This window comes from Fibrella aestuarina BUZ 2, from assembly GCF_000331105.1.
Lineage (GTDB): Bacteria > Bacteroidota > Bacteroidia > Cytophagales > Spirosomataceae > Fibrella > Fibrella aestuarina.
The window spans coordinates 5,097,150-5,112,235 of sequence record NC_020054.1 but is presented as its reverse complement, the minus strand read 5'-3'; the positions used below and the strand labels follow the sequence as shown (position 1 = coordinate 5,112,235).

The 15,086-nt window shown below is 56.1% G+C and carries 15 protein-coding genes; 1 reads left to right on the top strand and 14 read right to left on the bottom strand.

Annotated features, from left to right (window positions below; genetic code table 11):
* Nucleotides 1–10: 10 nt before the first annotated feature.
* Nucleotides 11–400 (top strand): VOC family protein, encoded by a 390-nt coding sequence (locus FAES_RS21265; RefSeq protein ID WP_041258272.1) that lies wholly within the window; start codon nucleotides 11–13, stop codon nucleotides 398–400.
* Between the two features lie 53 nt (nucleotides 401–453).
* On the opposite strand, the gene FAES_RS21260 is transcribed toward FAES_RS21265, so the two are convergent.
* The 14 genes from FAES_RS21260 to FAES_RS21195 form a co-directional block, all read right to left on the bottom strand.
* A complete protein-coding gene (locus tag FAES_RS21260) occupies nucleotides 454–1,035 on the bottom strand; it encodes a nucleotidyltransferase family protein (protein ID WP_041259281.1) in 582 nt (193 codons plus the stop codon).
* Nucleotides 1,036–1,069: 34 nt separating this feature from the next.
* Nucleotides 1,070–2,320: a sulfate adenylyltransferase subunit 1 gene (locus FAES_RS21255; RefSeq protein WP_015333243.1), complete on the bottom strand. Its 1,251-nt coding sequence runs from the start codon at nucleotides 2,318–2,320 to the stop codon at nucleotides 1,070–1,072.
* Nucleotides 2,321–2,330: 10 nt separating this feature from the next.
* Nucleotides 2,331–2,738 (bottom strand): PIN domain-containing protein, encoded by a 408-nt coding sequence (locus tag FAES_RS21250; protein WP_015333242.1) that lies wholly within the window; start codon nucleotides 2,736–2,738, stop codon nucleotides 2,331–2,333.
* The gene (locus FAES_RS21245) at nucleotides 2,735–2,956 is read right to left on the bottom strand and encodes a hypothetical protein (protein WP_015333241.1); all 222 of its coding nucleotides are present in this window, start codon (nucleotides 2,954–2,956) and stop codon (nucleotides 2,735–2,737) included. The genes FAES_RS21250 and FAES_RS21245 overlap by 4 nt, the downstream gene beginning before the upstream one ends.
* Before the next feature lie 35 nt (nucleotides 2,957–2,991).
* A complete protein-coding gene (gene cysD, locus FAES_RS21240; RefSeq protein WP_015333240.1) occupies nucleotides 2,992–3,888 on the bottom strand; it encodes a sulfate adenylyltransferase subunit CysD in 897 nt (298 codons plus the stop codon).
* Between the two features lie 28 nt (nucleotides 3,889–3,916).
* Entirely contained in the window at nucleotides 3,917–4,378 is a 462-nt protein-coding gene (locus FAES_RS21235) for a four helix bundle protein (protein ID WP_065814283.1), read from the bottom strand.
* 148 nt (nucleotides 4,379–4,526) lie between these two features.
* On the bottom strand, nucleotides 4,527–5,261 hold the full coding sequence (locus tag FAES_RS21230; protein ID WP_015333239.1) for a phosphoadenylyl-sulfate reductase: 735 nt from the start codon (nucleotides 5,259–5,261) through the stop codon (nucleotides 4,527–4,529).
* Between the two features lie 45 nt (nucleotides 5,262–5,306).
* Nucleotides 5,307–5,594, bottom strand: a complete 288-nt coding sequence (locus FAES_RS21225; RefSeq protein ID WP_041258271.1) for a hypothetical protein — start codon at nucleotides 5,592–5,594, stop codon at nucleotides 5,307–5,309.
* A 3-nt stretch (nucleotides 5,595–5,597) separates the two neighbouring features.
* Nucleotides 5,598–6,686, bottom strand: a complete 1,089-nt coding sequence (locus FAES_RS21220; RefSeq protein WP_015333238.1) for a Gfo/Idh/MocA family protein — start codon at nucleotides 6,684–6,686, stop codon at nucleotides 5,598–5,600.
* A gap of 151 nt (nucleotides 6,687–6,837) precedes the next feature.
* Nucleotides 6,838–8,043: a trans-sulfuration enzyme family protein gene (locus tag FAES_RS21215; RefSeq protein ID WP_041258269.1), complete on the bottom strand. Its 1,206-nt coding sequence runs from the start codon at nucleotides 8,041–8,043 to the stop codon at nucleotides 6,838–6,840.
* Between the two features lie 107 nt (nucleotides 8,044–8,150).
* Nucleotides 8,151–9,212, bottom strand: coding sequence for a sulfite exporter TauE/SafE family protein (locus tag FAES_RS21210; RefSeq protein WP_015333236.1), 1,062 nt, complete (start codon nucleotides 9,210–9,212; stop codon nucleotides 8,151–8,153).
* 271 nt (nucleotides 9,213–9,483) lie between these two features.
* Nucleotides 9,484–11,727 carry a TonB-dependent receptor gene (locus FAES_RS21205; RefSeq protein ID WP_015333235.1) on the bottom strand — a complete coding sequence of 748 codons (2,244 nt, stop codon included), beginning with the start codon at nucleotides 11,725–11,727 and terminating at the stop codon, nucleotides 9,484–9,486.
* A 238-nt stretch (nucleotides 11,728–11,965) separates the two neighbouring features.
* A complete protein-coding gene (locus tag FAES_RS21200) occupies nucleotides 11,966–13,108 on the bottom strand; it encodes a DUF819 family protein (protein WP_015333234.1) in 1,143 nt (380 codons plus the stop codon).
* Nucleotides 13,109–14,926, bottom strand: a complete 1,818-nt coding sequence (locus FAES_RS21195) for a histidine kinase dimerization/phosphoacceptor domain -containing protein (protein WP_015333233.1) — start codon at nucleotides 14,924–14,926, stop codon at nucleotides 13,109–13,111.
* Nucleotides 14,927–15,086 lie beyond the last annotated feature (160 nt).

Below are 15,086 nucleotides of genomic sequence, written 5' to 3'. Positions count from 1 at the left end.
ATCGCCGCCCATGATTAAGCTCAAAGCCGTTCACCACATTGCCATCATTTGCCGCGACTATGAGCGGTCGAAGCAGTTCTACACTCAGATATTAGGGTTCAACCTCGATCAGGAGGTGTATCGGGCTGCCCGCCAGTCGTATAAGGCCGATCTGTCGTTGAATGGGCAGTATGTGATCGAGTTGTTTTCATTCCCGAATCCGCCGGGTCGCCCCAGCCGGCCGGAAGCCGCCGGGCTTCGGCATATCGCCTTCGTGGTCGACGATATCGAGGAAAGCATTCGACTGCTCAATGCCAAAGGTGTTCAGGCGGAACCAATCCGGATCGATGAGTTCACCAATCGACGGTTCACGTTCTTCGCCGACCCCGATGAGCTGCCAATCGAACTCTACGAGCAGTAACTACTATATCGTGGCTGGCTCGTCGGTTAGTGCCGACGAGCCAGCCAATGGGTCTATTGTTCCCGCCAGCGGGCTACGTCTTCTGGCGTATCCAGGTCGATGCTGCCTTCTTCGAACGGCACGGCAGCCACGTCGTCGGGGTTTTGCTGAACGAGCAGTCGGGCGCCAGTATCGCCCGTAAGCTGTTGTAAGGCTTCGTAATAAGCGGGGCGAAACAGGATGGGCACACCGAGCGTGTCGCCGTATTGGCTGGCAACGATAGGCTTGTGCGTAGAGCGGGCTGTCTCGATCAACTGTTCCACCAGCGCCCGGCTTACGTAGGGCTGATCGGTCAGCAAGATCAGGATGGCCTCAGGCTGGGTAGGAGCCAGCAGCGCCACGCCCGCCCTAATCGAACTCGCCATGCCCGATTGCCAGTCGGGGTTGGGTAGCTTCCGTACTTTAAGGTCATGCAGGGCATCGGAAACGGCCTCGGCATGGGCACCTACCACGACCACGATTGGCCCGGCGTTGAGGTCAACGGCCAGCTGCGCCATGTGTCGCACCAGCGGCTGTCCGTTCTGTTCCAGTAATTGTTTGGGCTCGCCCAGCCGCGACGATTGCCCGGCCGCTAAAATGATGGTTCCGATCGTCATATCCATGGGTTGATGTCAGGCTGTGAACAACCGATTATGCTTCGCCTTCCAGCATCAAGGCACCGACCGTCACGTTGCTGGTTTCGTCGATGAGGATCGCTCCGCCGTTGGCCCGGTTCTGCGAATAGGGATCGAACGCAATGGGTTGGGCCGTTTTCAGCACCACCCGCGCCAGGTCGTTGAGCTTCAGACTCTCGACGTCGGCTACCTGTTCGTAGGTTTCGATGTTCAGCTGATACGGGATCTCGCGCACCACACAACGCGTGCGGGACGTACCTACCTGTAGCACATACTTGCTGCCGACTGAAAACGCCTTCGTGTCCATCCAGCAAAGCATGGCTTCGACGGTCTGGCTAACAACGGGTTGGCTGGTCGAGGGTACGATCAGATCGCCCCGGCTCACATCGACGTTGTCCGCAAGGTGCAGAATAACCGACTGGTTAACCCCGGCTTCCTGGATATCCTGCTCATTGCTTTCAATGCGCGAAATGGTCGATGTTTCGCCGGAAGGCAGCACCGTGACAGCTTCACCCACCCGGAATGCGCCGCTCGTGATCTTACCCGCGTATCCCCGGTAGTCGGGTAGTTCGGCGGTTTGGGGGCGCAGCACGTATTGGACGGGGAAACGACTCAGCGTATGGTTCGTCGTGTCGTCGATGTCGATGGTTTCGAGGTGATTGAGCAACGTCGTGCCGTCGTACCAGCTCATCGCCGTCGATCGGTCCACCACATTGTCGCCATTGAGGGCGCTGATGGGGATGTACGTGATGTCGGGTATGTTCAGCTTCTGCGCCAGCTCGGTATACTGAATGCAGATGTTGCTGAACACGTCCTGCGAAAAATCGACGAGGTCCATCTTGTTCACGGCTACCACCACGTGCTGAATCCCCAACAGCGACGCAATGAGCGAGTGCCGGCGGGTTTGCTCGACTACGCCATGCCGCGCATCAATCAGCACGATGGCCAGTTGGCAGTTCGACGCGCCCGTCACCATGTTGCGGGTGTACTGAATGTGACCCGGCGCATCCACGATGATAAACTTCCGCGCGGTGGTCTGGAAGTAGCGATAAGCCACGTCGATGGTGATGCCCTGCTCGCGTTCCGAGCGGAGACCGTCGGTCAGTAGGGCTAGGTCCACATCGCCGTTGTCGCGGCTTTTGCTGGCTTTTTCGACCGCTTCGAGCTGATCGGCCAGGATGGATTTTGAATCGTATAGCAACCGGCCGATGAGGGTGCTTTTCCCATCATCCACGCTGCCGCAGGTAATAAATCGTAGTAAGTCCATGTAATGTAAATTAGGGCTCAAAAAACTGGACGAAGCCTTTTCGTTGCAGGCCGTCTTTCAGTTTCTGGTCACGCGTCCAATAAAGGGCCGATAAATCAAGCGCCAAGGCTACGAAAAGCATATCTTTCTCGTCGATATCGGCACACAACCGATGAGCGTGAATAAGATTGCCTAGCGAAATGGCTTCTTCATTGACGAAGGTAATTCGTTGCAGAAGCAGGTTAAGCAGCTCGTATACCTCGCTCTCATCTGATTTCGACCGGGCGACAATCTTCTCTTTGTATTTGAAGATTTCAACAATCAAAAAGTTAGGCGAGAAAACCCGGATATCTGGCCGGTACAAGGTGTCACGTACCCAATTGTTTGGCGTTCGTAAACCACTGAAAAACAGATTCGAGTCGATGACGACGTTAGTCATGGTTCCCGGTTAAGAAAACGATCCCGGTTAGCGGCCCACCAGTCGGCTTTGATCTGTTCGCCTAATTCTTCTATGCTCTCATCAAAACCAGCTTTGCGAACCAAGTGTTCCAGTTTGATGCGTTCAACAAGGTTGATTAAAAATTCCTGATCAACATAATCGCGGTCAATGCTGATTAGAAACCGGTCGTCTTGTGTTTCGAGCGTTACTGCGTTCATAGTGATCTGATTTTTAAAGCATAACGAAGACTAAGTCAAAAATAGCCGCCCTTCTTGCGGTCTTCCATGGCGGCTTCGCTGAGCTGATCGTCCATGCGGGTTTCGCCCCGTTCCGAAATGCGCGTCGCCTGAATTTCGGCAATCACCTCTTCGAGCGTGTCGGCACCCGACTCCGAGGCGGCGGTGCAGGAAATGTCGCCGACCGTGCGGAAACGTACCCGGCGCGTCACGATTTCGTCGTCGGCTTCGCGCTGAATCACGCCGTTGGCCGTCGCCATCAGCTTGCCATCGCGCAGCAGCAGCTCACGATCGTGGGCGAAATACAGGCTCGGCAGAGCGATGTTCTCGCGGCGGATGTAATTCCAGACGTCGAGTTCGGTCCAGTTGGAAATGGGAAACACGCGCACGTTTTCGCCCTTGTGAATCCGCCCGTTGTAGAGGTTCCAGAGCTCGGGTCGCTGCCGTTTGGGGTCCCAGGTGCCAAATTCGTCGCGTACCGAGAACACCCGTTCCTTGGCGCGGGCTTTCTCTTCGTCGCGGCGGGCGCCCCCGATGCAGGCGTCGAACTCAAATTCTTCGATCGTATCCAGCAGCGTAAAGGTTTGCAGGCCGTTGCGGGTGGCGTTGCGGCCCGTCGGCTCCTTCAGCTTCCGGGTACGGATGGTATCCTCAACGTACCTGACAATGAGGCGTTCGCCGAGACTGTCGGCCAGCCAGTCGCGGAAATCGAGGGCTTCCTGAAAGTTGTGGCCCGTGTCGATGTGCACAAGCGGAAACGGGAATTTGCCGGGGCGAAAGGCCTTGCGAGCCAGGTGCACGAGCGTGATGGAATCTTTCCCGCCCGAAAACAGCAAAGCGGGCCGCTCAAACTGACCGGCCACTTCGCGCATGATGTGAATCGCTTCCGATTCGAGTTGATCGAGGTAATCCATATTAATGGTCGTTCATAGTCATATGTCGTCATTCATTGTCATTTGTGGTGTCCCATTGGCTGTCTGAATGACTTGACCTATAAAAAACGTCTGATTCGCTGACCTGATGATCAGCACTTGTCAAATTGGCCTTTTGGCCAAGCGATTTCAGGTAGTTATTAAGCTTAACGCCCAAGGTGTTTATGTCCTGTTCCAGTTGCCGATGCAAGTCATCAGCGAGCAATGCGCGCCGTTGTGCCTTGTCAAGCCAGGTTCTGGTTTCAAGCAATGAGCCCCGGGAGCCCCGGGCAATGTAGCAGAATCGTATATTCTCCTTGTAATGATAGCGCCCGAAGCCTTCACTAATGTTGGCAGCAACTGAATCAGCGGCCCGTACAAGTTGGTTGCCAAGGGTCTGTTTTGCAAACGAATCCCAGTTAGCTACTATGCCCCAGACATGCTCGCCCAGCGTCATCGCTAACTGATAAACCTGCAACTCATTGATCCCCATAATTCAGAGAGCTTATTAGCATGTGTTGTCATTTGGCTTCGCGTCATTGATGGTCATTGGTAGTCATTCATTGTTCTGTTATCAATTACAATAAATGACTATGAATGACAACCAATGACCATCAATGACGCGAAGCCAAATGACATTTCTATGGTTTAAAAACCTCCTCGTGCGTGTGGAGGCCGCATTCTTTCTTCGAGTTGTCTTCCCACCACCAGCGGCCGGCGCGGAAATCTTCGCCGGGTTGAATGGCACGGGTGCAGGGCTGACAGCCGATGCTCACAAAACCCCGGTCGTGAAGGGGGTTGTAGGGTACGTTGTGTTCCTTCACGTACTGCTTCACGTCGTCGAATGTCCAGTTGAGCAGCGGGTGAAACTTGAACAACTGATGGGCGTCGTCCCATTCCAGTTGCGTCATGTCGTGGCGGTTGGCCGACTGCTCGGCGCGGATGCCGGTAATCCAGATTTTCTGGCCCGCCAGCGCCCGGTTCAGCGGCTCGACTTTGCGGATGAAGCAGCACTCCTTCCGGTTTTCCACCGACTCATACATGCTGTAGGGGCCTTTGGTGGTCATCAGTTGCTCCACTTTCCGCTGGTCGGGGTACATTGTCTCGATGGGCAATCCGTAGCGGCTGAGCGTCTTGTTCCAGACCGAATACGTTTCGCCAAACATGCGACCCGTATCCAGCGTAAAGAGGCGAACGGGTAGCTCGTTGGTGGCGATAAGGTCGGTGATGACCTGATCTTCGTAGCCCAGACTCGTCGAAAATACGACCTGACCCGGGAACAGCTCCGTTAGTTTCCGGAGCGCGTCGATCTCATTCAGGCCCGCCAGTTGGGCTGAGAGCGATTCGAACGAGGTATTGACTGATTCGGTAATCATATGGTTGTGAACGGGCCGTTTAAAACCACCCGCTGATGGAATGGACTAGTGTGATGCGTACTTCTTTCGGATGAAAAAGGCTGCCAGCGTGCCTAATAGACAATGGCTGTAACCGGCCATGACCAGCCGGAGGATCGTACGGTCGCCATCTGGGTCAGATTCAGGACTGCGCAGGAAGCAGATAAGCAGGTAATAACTAATTATCATCGCCAGATGGCCGATCAAGTACTGTCTGAAATAACGCCACGGATAGACCAACAGGAAGCTCCAGACAAATGCACTGATCGGTAATACGATCAGAAATGACCAAAGTATTAGCTGTGGGCCAATCATAAGCTACTTCAGGATAACCGCTTTGCCCGTTTTGGCGGACTGGCGGGCGGCATCTAAAATCTGGACGACAATTAGGTTATTCTCTAATGACGTAAGTGCGTCGGGTTTGGTTTCACCACGGAGCAGCTTCGCCAGGTACGTAAACGGGTCGGTAGCAGGGGCTTCGGTCTGTGGGGCTTCCATCGCCCGCTCGGCTTTATCGCCTTTGTAGCGAGCCCGCATGCGCGTCCCGTCGATGGTGTGAACGTACCCAGTCTGGCCATAGACCTCCATGTCTTTGCGGCTAAAGGGCCAGTTCCACGACGCCTGAACAATCGCCTGTGCCTTTGGGTAGGTCAGAATGATGGTGGCTTCGTCATCGACTTTCGGATAGATGTCGGGTTTGATCTGCTGGGTTACCGCCTCCACCGAAATGGGCTTCTGGCCCTGCATGAGCCACGTCGAAAGGTTCGCGCCGTAGCAGCCAAAGTCGAACAGCGCCCCGGCACCGTTGCCGACTGGGTCGGTCAGCCAGGCCAGAAACTCCGGGTTACAGCCAATCTCTTTGGGGCCTTCGTGACCATCATGGACGACAATCTTGCGAATGTCGCCGATCGCTTTGTCGGTATGGGCTACGGTGTAGGCGCGGTGGTTGCTGCCATACCAGGTGGTCTCGTAGTTGGTCAGCAGCTGCACCTTGTGCTTACGCGCCAGCGCGGCCATCGCTTGGGCGTCTGGGTACGTTGTCGCCAGCGGCTTTTCCACCATGATATGGATACCCCGTGGTGCGGCCGCTTCAACCGTTTTGCGGTGATCGACAATCGCGCCGAAATCAAGCACGGCTTCGGGCTTAGCTTTGTCGAGCATGGCGTCGAGCGACGGCGAAACCAGCGCCATGTCGAAACCGTATTGCTTGGCCAGTTGCTGCGCCCGGTTGCGATCCGTCTCGTAGATGCCGACCAGTTCCAAACCAGGACGTTTCAGCCGGTTCAGTATCTCGTGCACGTGAGCGTGGGTCAGGCCCGAAATGGCAACGCGTACCGGTTTCTGCGTCGACTGTGCCATAACGCATTGAGTGACAAGGAACGTTAATAGAAGTAGTGCTTGCTTCATATAGCGGTTTGGGAGTTGAGAAAGAAAGTCCAGACTATAGGCAAAGCTGGCTCTGTGGTAAGCCTAACTACTGAAGCAAACTACAACGTAGAGACAGCATCTGGTATGCCCAGAAAATGGCAAGGCATACCAGATGTCTTTACGTCTTTTCCTACACACGCTCGCGCACGACGTCGGCGCTGACGGCTACGGCCTGTTCAAAATCAGCGATGAGGTCGTCGATGTGTTCAAGGCCCACCGAGATCCGAATCAGACCCGGCGTGATGCCCAGGGCCGCTTTCTCGTCGGGTTTCAGTTTGGCGTGGGTCGTGGTGTTGGGGTTAGTCACGATGGTGCGCGAATCGCCGAGGTTCGAGGAGAGCGTCGGGATTTCCAGCGCCTCCATAAACGCCTGAACCCGCTCAAAGCCGCCCTCCAGTTCGATGGTGACGATAGCGCCACCCGCGTTCATCTGGGCTTTGGCCAGCTCATACTGCGGATGCGACGGCAGGAAGGGATATTTCACCGTCGCTACATCGGGATGCTGATCGAGCGCCTGCGCCAAAGCCAATGCGTTTGAACAGTGCCGTTCCATCCGCAGTTCGAGCGTTTCGAGGCTCTTCGATAACGTCCAGGCGTTGAATGGCGACAGCGACGGGCCGGTATGGCGGGCAAAAAAGCGAATCGGCGCGATCAATTCTTTGGGCCCGACAACGATACCTCCCAAGACACGACCCTGACCGTCCATGTATTTCGTGGCTGAATGAACTGACAGATCGGCGCCAAAATCCAGTGGCGTTTGCAGAATGGGCGTAGCAAAGCAGTTATCGACGTTCAGAATAAAGCCGTACTTGGCTTTCAGCCGCCCGAGCATCGCTAGGTCGACCAGTTCCAGGCCGGGATTAGACGGTGTTTCGAGGTAGACCATGCGGGCGGCGGGCCGTTCGCCATTGGCTTGGATGGCGGCTTCCCACTCAGCCTCGGTGGCGGTGGCGTCCAGGTACGTGTGGGTGATCCCCCACTTAGCCAGAATCTGCGTGATGATCTGGTGTGCCGAGCCAAACAACGCCCGACAGGCCACAATGTGATCGCCCGACTTGAGCAGACCTGCCATCGACGCAAAGACCGCCGCCATACCGGTAGCCGTCGCAATACCTTCTTCGGCCCCTTCCAGCATACACACCTTGTCGACAAACTCCGTGACGTTGGGGTTCGAAAAGCGGCTGTAGATGTTGCCTTCGATGGTTTCCTCAAACAGGTCTTTACCCTGTTCGGCGCTTTCAAACGTAAAACTCGACGTTAGAAACAGCGGGGTCGAGTGTTCGCGGTATTGCGTCTGCTGCGTCTGGGTACGTATGGCTTTGGTCTGCTTTTTCATAATGGAAAGGTGATTTGCCTTCGGCGTCATTGATGGTCATTCATTGTCATTCGTCGTCTTACTACCAATGACAATAAATGACCATCAATGACGCCGAAGGCAAATCACTAAAAGAACAAAAGAATTTTACGCAAACTTACGAGGATGACCACGATGCCAACCAGCACCATCATGGTTTTTACGGGCAGTCGTTGGGCCAGTCGGGCGGCAATGGGCGCCGCAATGCTGCCACCCAGAATGAGGCCCAGGATGACCAGACCGTAGTTGCCAAGCCCAACGTAGAGGGCAAACACCACCGACGAGGCAAATGAAATGAAGAACTCGGCCAGGTTAACGGAGCCGATGGTGTAGCGCGGGTGCCGACCGCTGGCGATAAGCGTCGAGTTGACGATGGGCCCCCAGCCACCGCCGCCGATGGCGTCGAGGAAGCCGCCTGTCCAGGCGAGCAAGCCAATCTGCTTCACCGGCTTTTTGACGATCCGTTTGATCAGCGCTTTGCGGATAATCAGGATGCCCAGAAAAGCGGTGTATACCGAAATGATGGGTTGCAGCGCTTTGGCATACTGCTCGAAGGCCGTCAGTTCAGAGATTAGCCACGCCCCGAGCGCGGCGCCGATCACGCCCGGAATGAGCACGGCTTTGAAAAGTTTGCTGTTGATGTTGCCAAACTTAAGGTGCATGTAGCCCGACACGCCCGACGTAAAAATCTCGGAGCTGTGTACGCTGGCCGTGGCATGCAACGGGCTGATGCCCACACTCATCAGGAAGGTGGTCGCCGTAACGCCGTAGGCCATGCCCAGGGCTCCGTCGATCATCTGCGCCACGAAGCCCGCCATCAGGAAATAGAAAAATTCGGGTTCTACCCGCACCGACGTGGCCAGTAGCGTCAGCCGGTCGAGCGTGAAGTAGCTGAACAGCAGATGCCCCACCACCATCAGCGAGAGGGCCGCCGTCAGATAAATGGCGATTTCGGTGCGGGTACGTTTGCGCCAGAGCGGCGCTTCGGGCTGGGTACGTACCTGCGCTGCCGGGAAAGCCGTGCGTAGGGCGGCCGCCTGCTGATCGGCAGCTACACCCTGCACGGTTACGGTCAGCCCGTTCAGGTTAAACGGCAACGACGGCTGAGGGTCGGGCGGGGAATCGGGAAGGAGTGCCGAGTCTGATTGCATAATGTATTAACTATATAGACTTAATAGATTATTGCTTTTATGAAAAACGCCACAGCAATGTGGCGCGTCGTTTGTCGAGTGAAGTGCTGCAAAGGTAAAAAAATGCTGTGAACTTTACGTGGTAAGTTAGGAGGGAGATCAACGTCTTGGATTTTATTAGTCTGGCAACCGTGGAAACTGATGCGCCTGTTCCGCTAATCAGGCCATCTACCGCCTGCTGGCGATTGGCAGATAGCCTGACTAGCGGGCTGCATCCCAAGCGACTTGCCGCTTATTGATGCAGTTTGTACCGAAGAGCGAGGTTGACAATGCGGCCCTCCTGCGGTGCCCACAAAGGCGCAATGGTTGGGCTGTTGCGGGGCCCCGTTACAACCGGGCTATACTGAATTTGTTGCACGTTAAACAGGTTTTCGGCATTCAGCACCACGCTGACCTTACCGAACATCCGCTCGATGGCGGCCGCCCAGAACCAGTAGTTCGGCACTCGTTGGTTGTCATACAGATACTGGTTACCGACCCAACTTGACTCAATGCCCCAGCGCCATTTAGCAGGGATGCTATAGGCCAGCGTAAGCGAAAATTTGTCGCGGGGGCTGTAGGGTAGAAATGTGTTGGCACCTACCGGTGTAATGTCGCCGCCCTGACGCACGACGCTACCCCGCCGAACGGCGGTGTGGTTATAGCCCAGGTAAAATTCAAGCTCGTCGTATTCCATCCGCAGGTACGTGTCGGTGCCCAGGCTGGTGATGTCATAGGCCGCATTTTGCAGGATGGTCTGGGCCAGGCCGCTGGCCGCCGGCGTGACGGCCACCACGGGGTTGCTGATGGCGGTGTAATAAAAAGCCTGGTCGAGTTGAATGGTCAGGTGGTCGCCAATCGTGCCCTGATAAGCCACATCCATGTTCAGGCCCAGCGAGCGTTCGGGGCGCGTACCAACGCTGACGGGCAGCAGATAGCGATAGCTGAGGCTGGTCCGGGCATCGGCTCCGGTCAGGTTGGCGAAGGTATTGGGCGTTTTATAGCCCGTCCCAATGCTGGTGCGTACGCTCCAGTGCTCGCTGGGTTTGACCAGCACCGACAAGCGCGGCAGGAAGAACGTTCCAAACACGTTATGCTGATCCAGACGCAGGCCACCTTGCAGGGTAATTGTAGGCGTAATAAGGTAATCCTCCTGGACAAAAACGCCCAGCGTCCGGTACGTGTAATCGGTGATCCGTGTGCTGTCGGTCAGCTCTTTGCGGAACTGCTCGACGGTTAGGTTTATACCGGCTACCATCGTATGCGGACCTTGTTCCACATAATCAGCCACTTCCGCGTAGCCCGACAGTTGCCTGCCTGCAAACCGATAGCCGTTGTCGACTTGGGTGCGGTCAAAGAAACTAAGCGTTCCCCGGCCCGTCAGGGTATTGGCCTGGCTGACCGTCTGGTTGATCGTTGCGTCTACGGTATGTCGGGCCGATTGGTTATCAACTACATACGTACGGGTGGCGTCACGACCGTAAATCGCGTCGACATCGCCACCGGTCCGGTTTTCATGGATAAACGTGTACCCCAGGTTCAGATTTGTCCGGGCCGAGGGCGTTAAAAATAGACGCGGGTGCAGCGTAAACTGCTTGATGAGTGGTGAGTCAGCGTAGCCGTCGCCGTTGACGTCAATAGCAGGTTGGGCAGTATAGCCGCTGAAGAGCGTCAAGCCTGCCTTCGCGTTCCATTGCTGAGCGTAGTAGGCGTTCAGGTTGGTTTCGCGCAGGGTCGAGCGGTTCAAGACGGCCGTTAATTCGGGTTCGGCACCGGGTCGTCGCGAAACCAGGTTAATAAGTCCGCCGATGGCACCACCGCCGTACAGTGTAGAGGCCGATCCTTTCACAATTTCCACCTGTTTAAGGTCGAGTGGGGGAATTTGCAGCACGCCAAGATTACCCGAAAAACCTTCGAACAGTGGTAGGCCGTCGCGAAGAATCTGGGTGTACTTGGGGTCGAGCCCCTGCATGCGTATGCCCTGGTTGCCGGTCGTCAGCGAAGTACGTTGCACATGGATGATGGAAATGTCGCCCAGTATACTGCCCACATTGCCCGGTACCACAGCCGCTTCCTCGTCCATATCTTCCTGGCCCAGAACCTCCACTTTGATGGGTAGGTCTTCGATACGGCGATTGGTACGTGTGGCCGTCACGACAACCTCTTCCAACGCTGCCTGCGCCGCTGCCAGTTGAATCACCAGTGTGGAATCTGGCTTGGGCAACGGAAGGGTCAACACGTACGGCGTGTCTTTGTAGCCAACCAGCGTAACCAGCAGGTGGGTGATGCCCGGTGGCAGATTCGGCAAGCGGGCCAGTCCATTCGCGTCGGCGATAAATCCAGTGGGGGGCGTGGTTTGCACACGCACGGTGGCACCAGCCAGTGGCTGATGAGTCAGGCTGTCTTCTAGGCGGAGTTGGACAGCCTGAGCCAATAAGGGCTGGCCGGTCAAAACCAACAGGCAGCCGATAAGCAGTAGCGGGCGGAATGGTATCATAAGGAGCAGCTTTGCTCGAAGCTATCCGGTGATGTTGACGTGAATGGGGTAGCACATGACCGCCAGCTTCGATCCGGGGTTGTGGTGCTGCAACGGGCAGTGGGTGTATTTGGGTGGGTAAGCTATTCGCGTTGGGGCTATTGGCGGGTTGGTCATGGCTTGCAACTTGGGTAGCAGGAAGACAAGGATAGCGCTTGTGAGGCGCTATTGCCAACTGCCTCGGGCCCGCGGGGTGAACTCACGACCGCAACGCTTCAGCCACTAAAATACCTAAGTAAGTTCCGATGGCATTACCTAGTGAACCAACCAGCACCGCCGGAAGTTGCAGGTCGGGCCGATTCAGGCTACGGGCCAGCGCCAGCGCCGAGGTGGCCCCGCCAATATTAGCCTGTGAGGCGATACCCAGCACGTCCCAATCCTGCCGAAACAACGCACCGATACTAAAGACGATCAGCGCATGAATGAGCACCAGCGTACAGATTATGCCGAAAAGAACGATGGCCAGTTGTCCATCGCGAAGTAGGGCCGCCAGATCGCAGTAAGCGCCAATCACGGCCAGAAACAGATAAACACCCAGCAGCCCGAGCAGGCGGCTACCCGGCAATCGGTTGACGGCCCGAAACTGCGCGAGGACCAGCGCAAGGGTGGTGAGAATGAGCACGAACGGGACCGACGACCAGACCGACGATACGGCCTGTGACGCCACGATAGCCCCCGTGCCTAGCGCCAGCAGGAGTGCCAGGTGGCTGGGCGCAACGGTCTCGTCGTCGCGGGAAAACAGGCCATTGTTGAGGTGGGTAGTCGCGTTGACGAGGCGGCGTGGGCGCAGGCGTTGCAATGCCTGCGGGATGGCCAGGGTCGCAATCATCCAGAGAGCCGTCAGGATGTTGTCGGCGGCGGTAGCGGCTACGAACAGATTGCCCGCTTTGGATACCCCGTAATGCAGCGCCACCGCGTGAAAGTTAATGCTGCCACCAATGTACGTTCCGGTGAACATACCGGCCAGTGCATAATGGAGCGGCCCCACCGTCTGCGGCCCACGGAACAGCCACATACTCACAACCACGCCCAGGATGGTGCCTGCCGAGCCAATCAGGAACATGGTCAGCATAGGCAAGCCCGCGCGCCGCAGATCGCTGAGGTTGACATTGAGCAGGAGCACAAAGAGCGAAAACGGGGCTACGTAGCTGAAAATCCCTTCATAAAGGGTCGTTTCGCCCGTTGGTACCAGCCCCAGATTGGCTTCGATGGCCGTCAGGATGATCACCAGCAGGGCCGTACCCAGGTGGCGAAACCCCGGTTTGGTTGCCAGCCACTCGCAGACAACAATGTTTAGCAGCAGAACGGAGAGGATAAGCAAGAGCGGTGGCGATGGCAGCATTTACTGCATCAGTTTCAGGTCGGGAATGGCTAGCCGGAACAACGTACCCAGCTGCTCGGCAACCAGCAGCGGTTCATCGTGCAATCGGGTCGATTTTCGGGATGAGCACTGCGGCATCCGGTTTTCGACCGTAAGTATGCCGCCGGTTTGCTCACTCAGCCCTTTGATGAGCCGTTTCCCAAACGAGGTCGACGGTTTATTCCAGAGATCGATATCGATGCCGGGGCCATTGTCGGCTACTTCCAGCAGGAGTCCATCCTGCTTCACCAGCGAAATCGATAGGCTAGGGTCAGGTACGTTGGGGATGGCGTACTTGAAGCAGTTGGTTAGCAGCTCATTGATAATCAGGCTTAAGGGGACGGCCATGTCGATGTCGAGCACTTCCACATCGCTGTTGATGTGGAGTTTGATCGACCCCGGCTGATAGCCATAGGCCAGCATGGTGCTGAGGGTTAGCTCTTCCACAAACTGCCCCATATCGATGGCCGTCAATTCCTGCGATTGATAGAGCCGCTGGTGAATCAGGGCGATGGCCTCGATGCGGCGCTGCCCTTCCTGAAAGGCTTTCATCGCCTGCTGATCTTCCAGCCGGTTTAGCTGCAAACTCAGCAGCCCCGACACGATCGCCAGGTTGTTCTTGACGCGGTGGTGCAGTTCGCGCATGACCGTCTGCAACTGCATCGATTGCTCTTCGATACGGGCTTTGTCGGCCCGAAGTTCGGCGGTGCGGTCGGCCACCTGCTCTTCCAGCGTTTGGGCGTAGCGGGTCAGCTCGGCATGGGCATTATGCAGCGACTGCGTCATCTGGTTGAAGTGCTGCGTCAGAATCCCCACTTCGTCCTGCGTGGTCTGCACCACCTGGATGCTCAGATCGCCCGCGTTGACGTGCTGTACCCCCGCCAGCAGGCGTAGCACCGGGTCGGTGAGGGTTTTCTTGATCAGGTGCGGCAGCAGCAGAATATTGATGGTGGCGGTGCCAATGATCAGGAGCGTGATCTTAAGAAGACTGGGCTGCTGAAGTAGCCGCGGTGCCAGGTTGGTGATATCCACGGGTGGACAAAAAACCAGCATGACCGTCAGCAGAATGGAGGCAACTGTCACCTGAGCGAAGCCGATCTGTTTGGCCTTCAGGTTAATCGGGACCGCCGCGAAGTTCAGGTAGACCACGATCTGAGCCAGATTCCCCGACCAGAGTAGCGAGCAGTAGGTCCAGTAACCAATGGTAGAATAGAAACCAAAGGTGACCACGAGCACACACATCACCACGAAAATGACATTGACGAACGTCAGCCAGCGGATACCGTCGCTGTCGGGGTGCTGCTGACGGTGCAGCGCGAAAATTTTGCGAATGCAGATGATGAGCGCCCAGCTATTGCAGATGGTACCATACAGGAACCCCGCGAAGTTGAGCAGGCTGATGTTGCTGTCGTTGTGAAATTCATTCCAGGCAATGAACACGCAGAAAAGCACGCTCAGAATTGTCATGGCGCGCAGCATTACCCGCCGCTCTTTTGGGTAGGTATCCGCTATGAACAGGTAGTTGACCTGCACGTAGGCCGTTTCGAGCAGCGCCAGCGCGGGCAGGTCCCAGCCGGTGAGCAGCAACTTGTAGGCGAGGCTCCCAACGTAGTCGGGGTGGATGCTGTAATGAAAAATTTCGCTGAACTGCCAGGCCGTCTGGGCAAAGTAAAAGAGAGTTAGCCAATTCCGGATGGGGGTTCTGACGCTCGACTTTAGCAGGAAAAGCCACACGCTGCCTGTGATGATGGTCAGGCATAGCGACATGATCGAATTCGTGTGCAGTAAAAAGTACGGCATAGGCCCGGCGGCAGATCAATGGCGGTAACTAGTCGTTTAGGGCATTTCAACGAGCAAGATGCATAAATGAAGCCAAAGTTTGCCTATTCTGCCAAACACAATGTTGCCTTATAAGTGTAGTTGACAACTAACTGGGAAAACGAACGTACCTGACGAAGGA

Bases quoted from the DNA above. Each gene is read 5' to 3' on its own strand.
- FAES_RS21265 (WP_041258272.1), top strand. From the start codon at position 11: ATGATTAAGCTCAAAGCCGTTCACCACATTGCCATCATTTGCCGCGAC.
- FAES_RS21260 (WP_041259281.1), bottom strand. From the start codon at position 1,035: ATGACGATCGGAACCATCATTTTAGCGGCCGGGCAATCGTCGCGGCTG.
- FAES_RS21255 (WP_015333243.1), bottom strand. From the start codon at position 2,320: ATGGACTTACTACGATTTATTACCTGCGGCAGCGTGGATGATGGGAAA.
- FAES_RS21250 (WP_015333242.1), bottom strand. From the start codon at position 2,738: ATGACTAACGTCGTCATCGACTCGAATCTGTTTTTCAGTGGTTTACGA.
- FAES_RS21245 (WP_015333241.1), bottom strand. From the start codon at position 2,956: ATGAACGCAGTAACGCTCGAAACACAAGACGACCGGTTTCTAATCAGC.
- cysD (WP_015333240.1), bottom strand. From the start codon at position 3,888: ATGGATTACCTCGATCAACTCGAATCGGAAGCGATTCACATCATGCGC.
- FAES_RS21235 (WP_065814283.1), bottom strand. From the start codon at position 4,378: ATGGGGATCAATGAGTTGCAGGTTTATCAGTTAGCGATGACGCTGGGC.
- FAES_RS21230 (WP_015333239.1), bottom strand. From the start codon at position 5,261: ATGATTACCGAATCAGTCAATACCTCGTTCGAATCGCTCTCAGCCCAA.
- FAES_RS21225 (WP_041258271.1), bottom strand. From the start codon at position 5,594: ATGATTGGCCCACAGCTAATACTTTGGTCATTTCTGATCGTATTACCG.
- FAES_RS21220 (WP_015333238.1), bottom strand. From the start codon at position 6,686: ATGAAGCAAGCACTACTTCTATTAACGTTCCTTGTCACTCAATGCGTT.
- FAES_RS21215 (WP_041258269.1), bottom strand. From the start codon at position 8,043: ATGAAAAAGCAGACCAAAGCCATACGTACCCAGACGCAGCAGACGCAA.
- FAES_RS21210 (WP_015333236.1), bottom strand. From the start codon at position 9,212: ATGCAATCAGACTCGGCACTCCTTCCCGATTCCCCGCCCGACCCTCAG.
- FAES_RS21205 (WP_015333235.1), bottom strand. From the start codon at position 11,727: ATGATACCATTCCGCCCGCTACTGCTTATCGGCTGCCTGTTGGTTTTG.
- FAES_RS21200 (WP_015333234.1), bottom strand. From the start codon at position 13,108: ATGCTGCCATCGCCACCGCTCTTGCTTATCCTCTCCGTTCTGCTGCTA.
- FAES_RS21195 (WP_015333233.1), bottom strand. From the start codon at position 14,926: ATGCCGTACTTTTTACTGCACACGAATTCGATCATGTCGCTATGCCTG.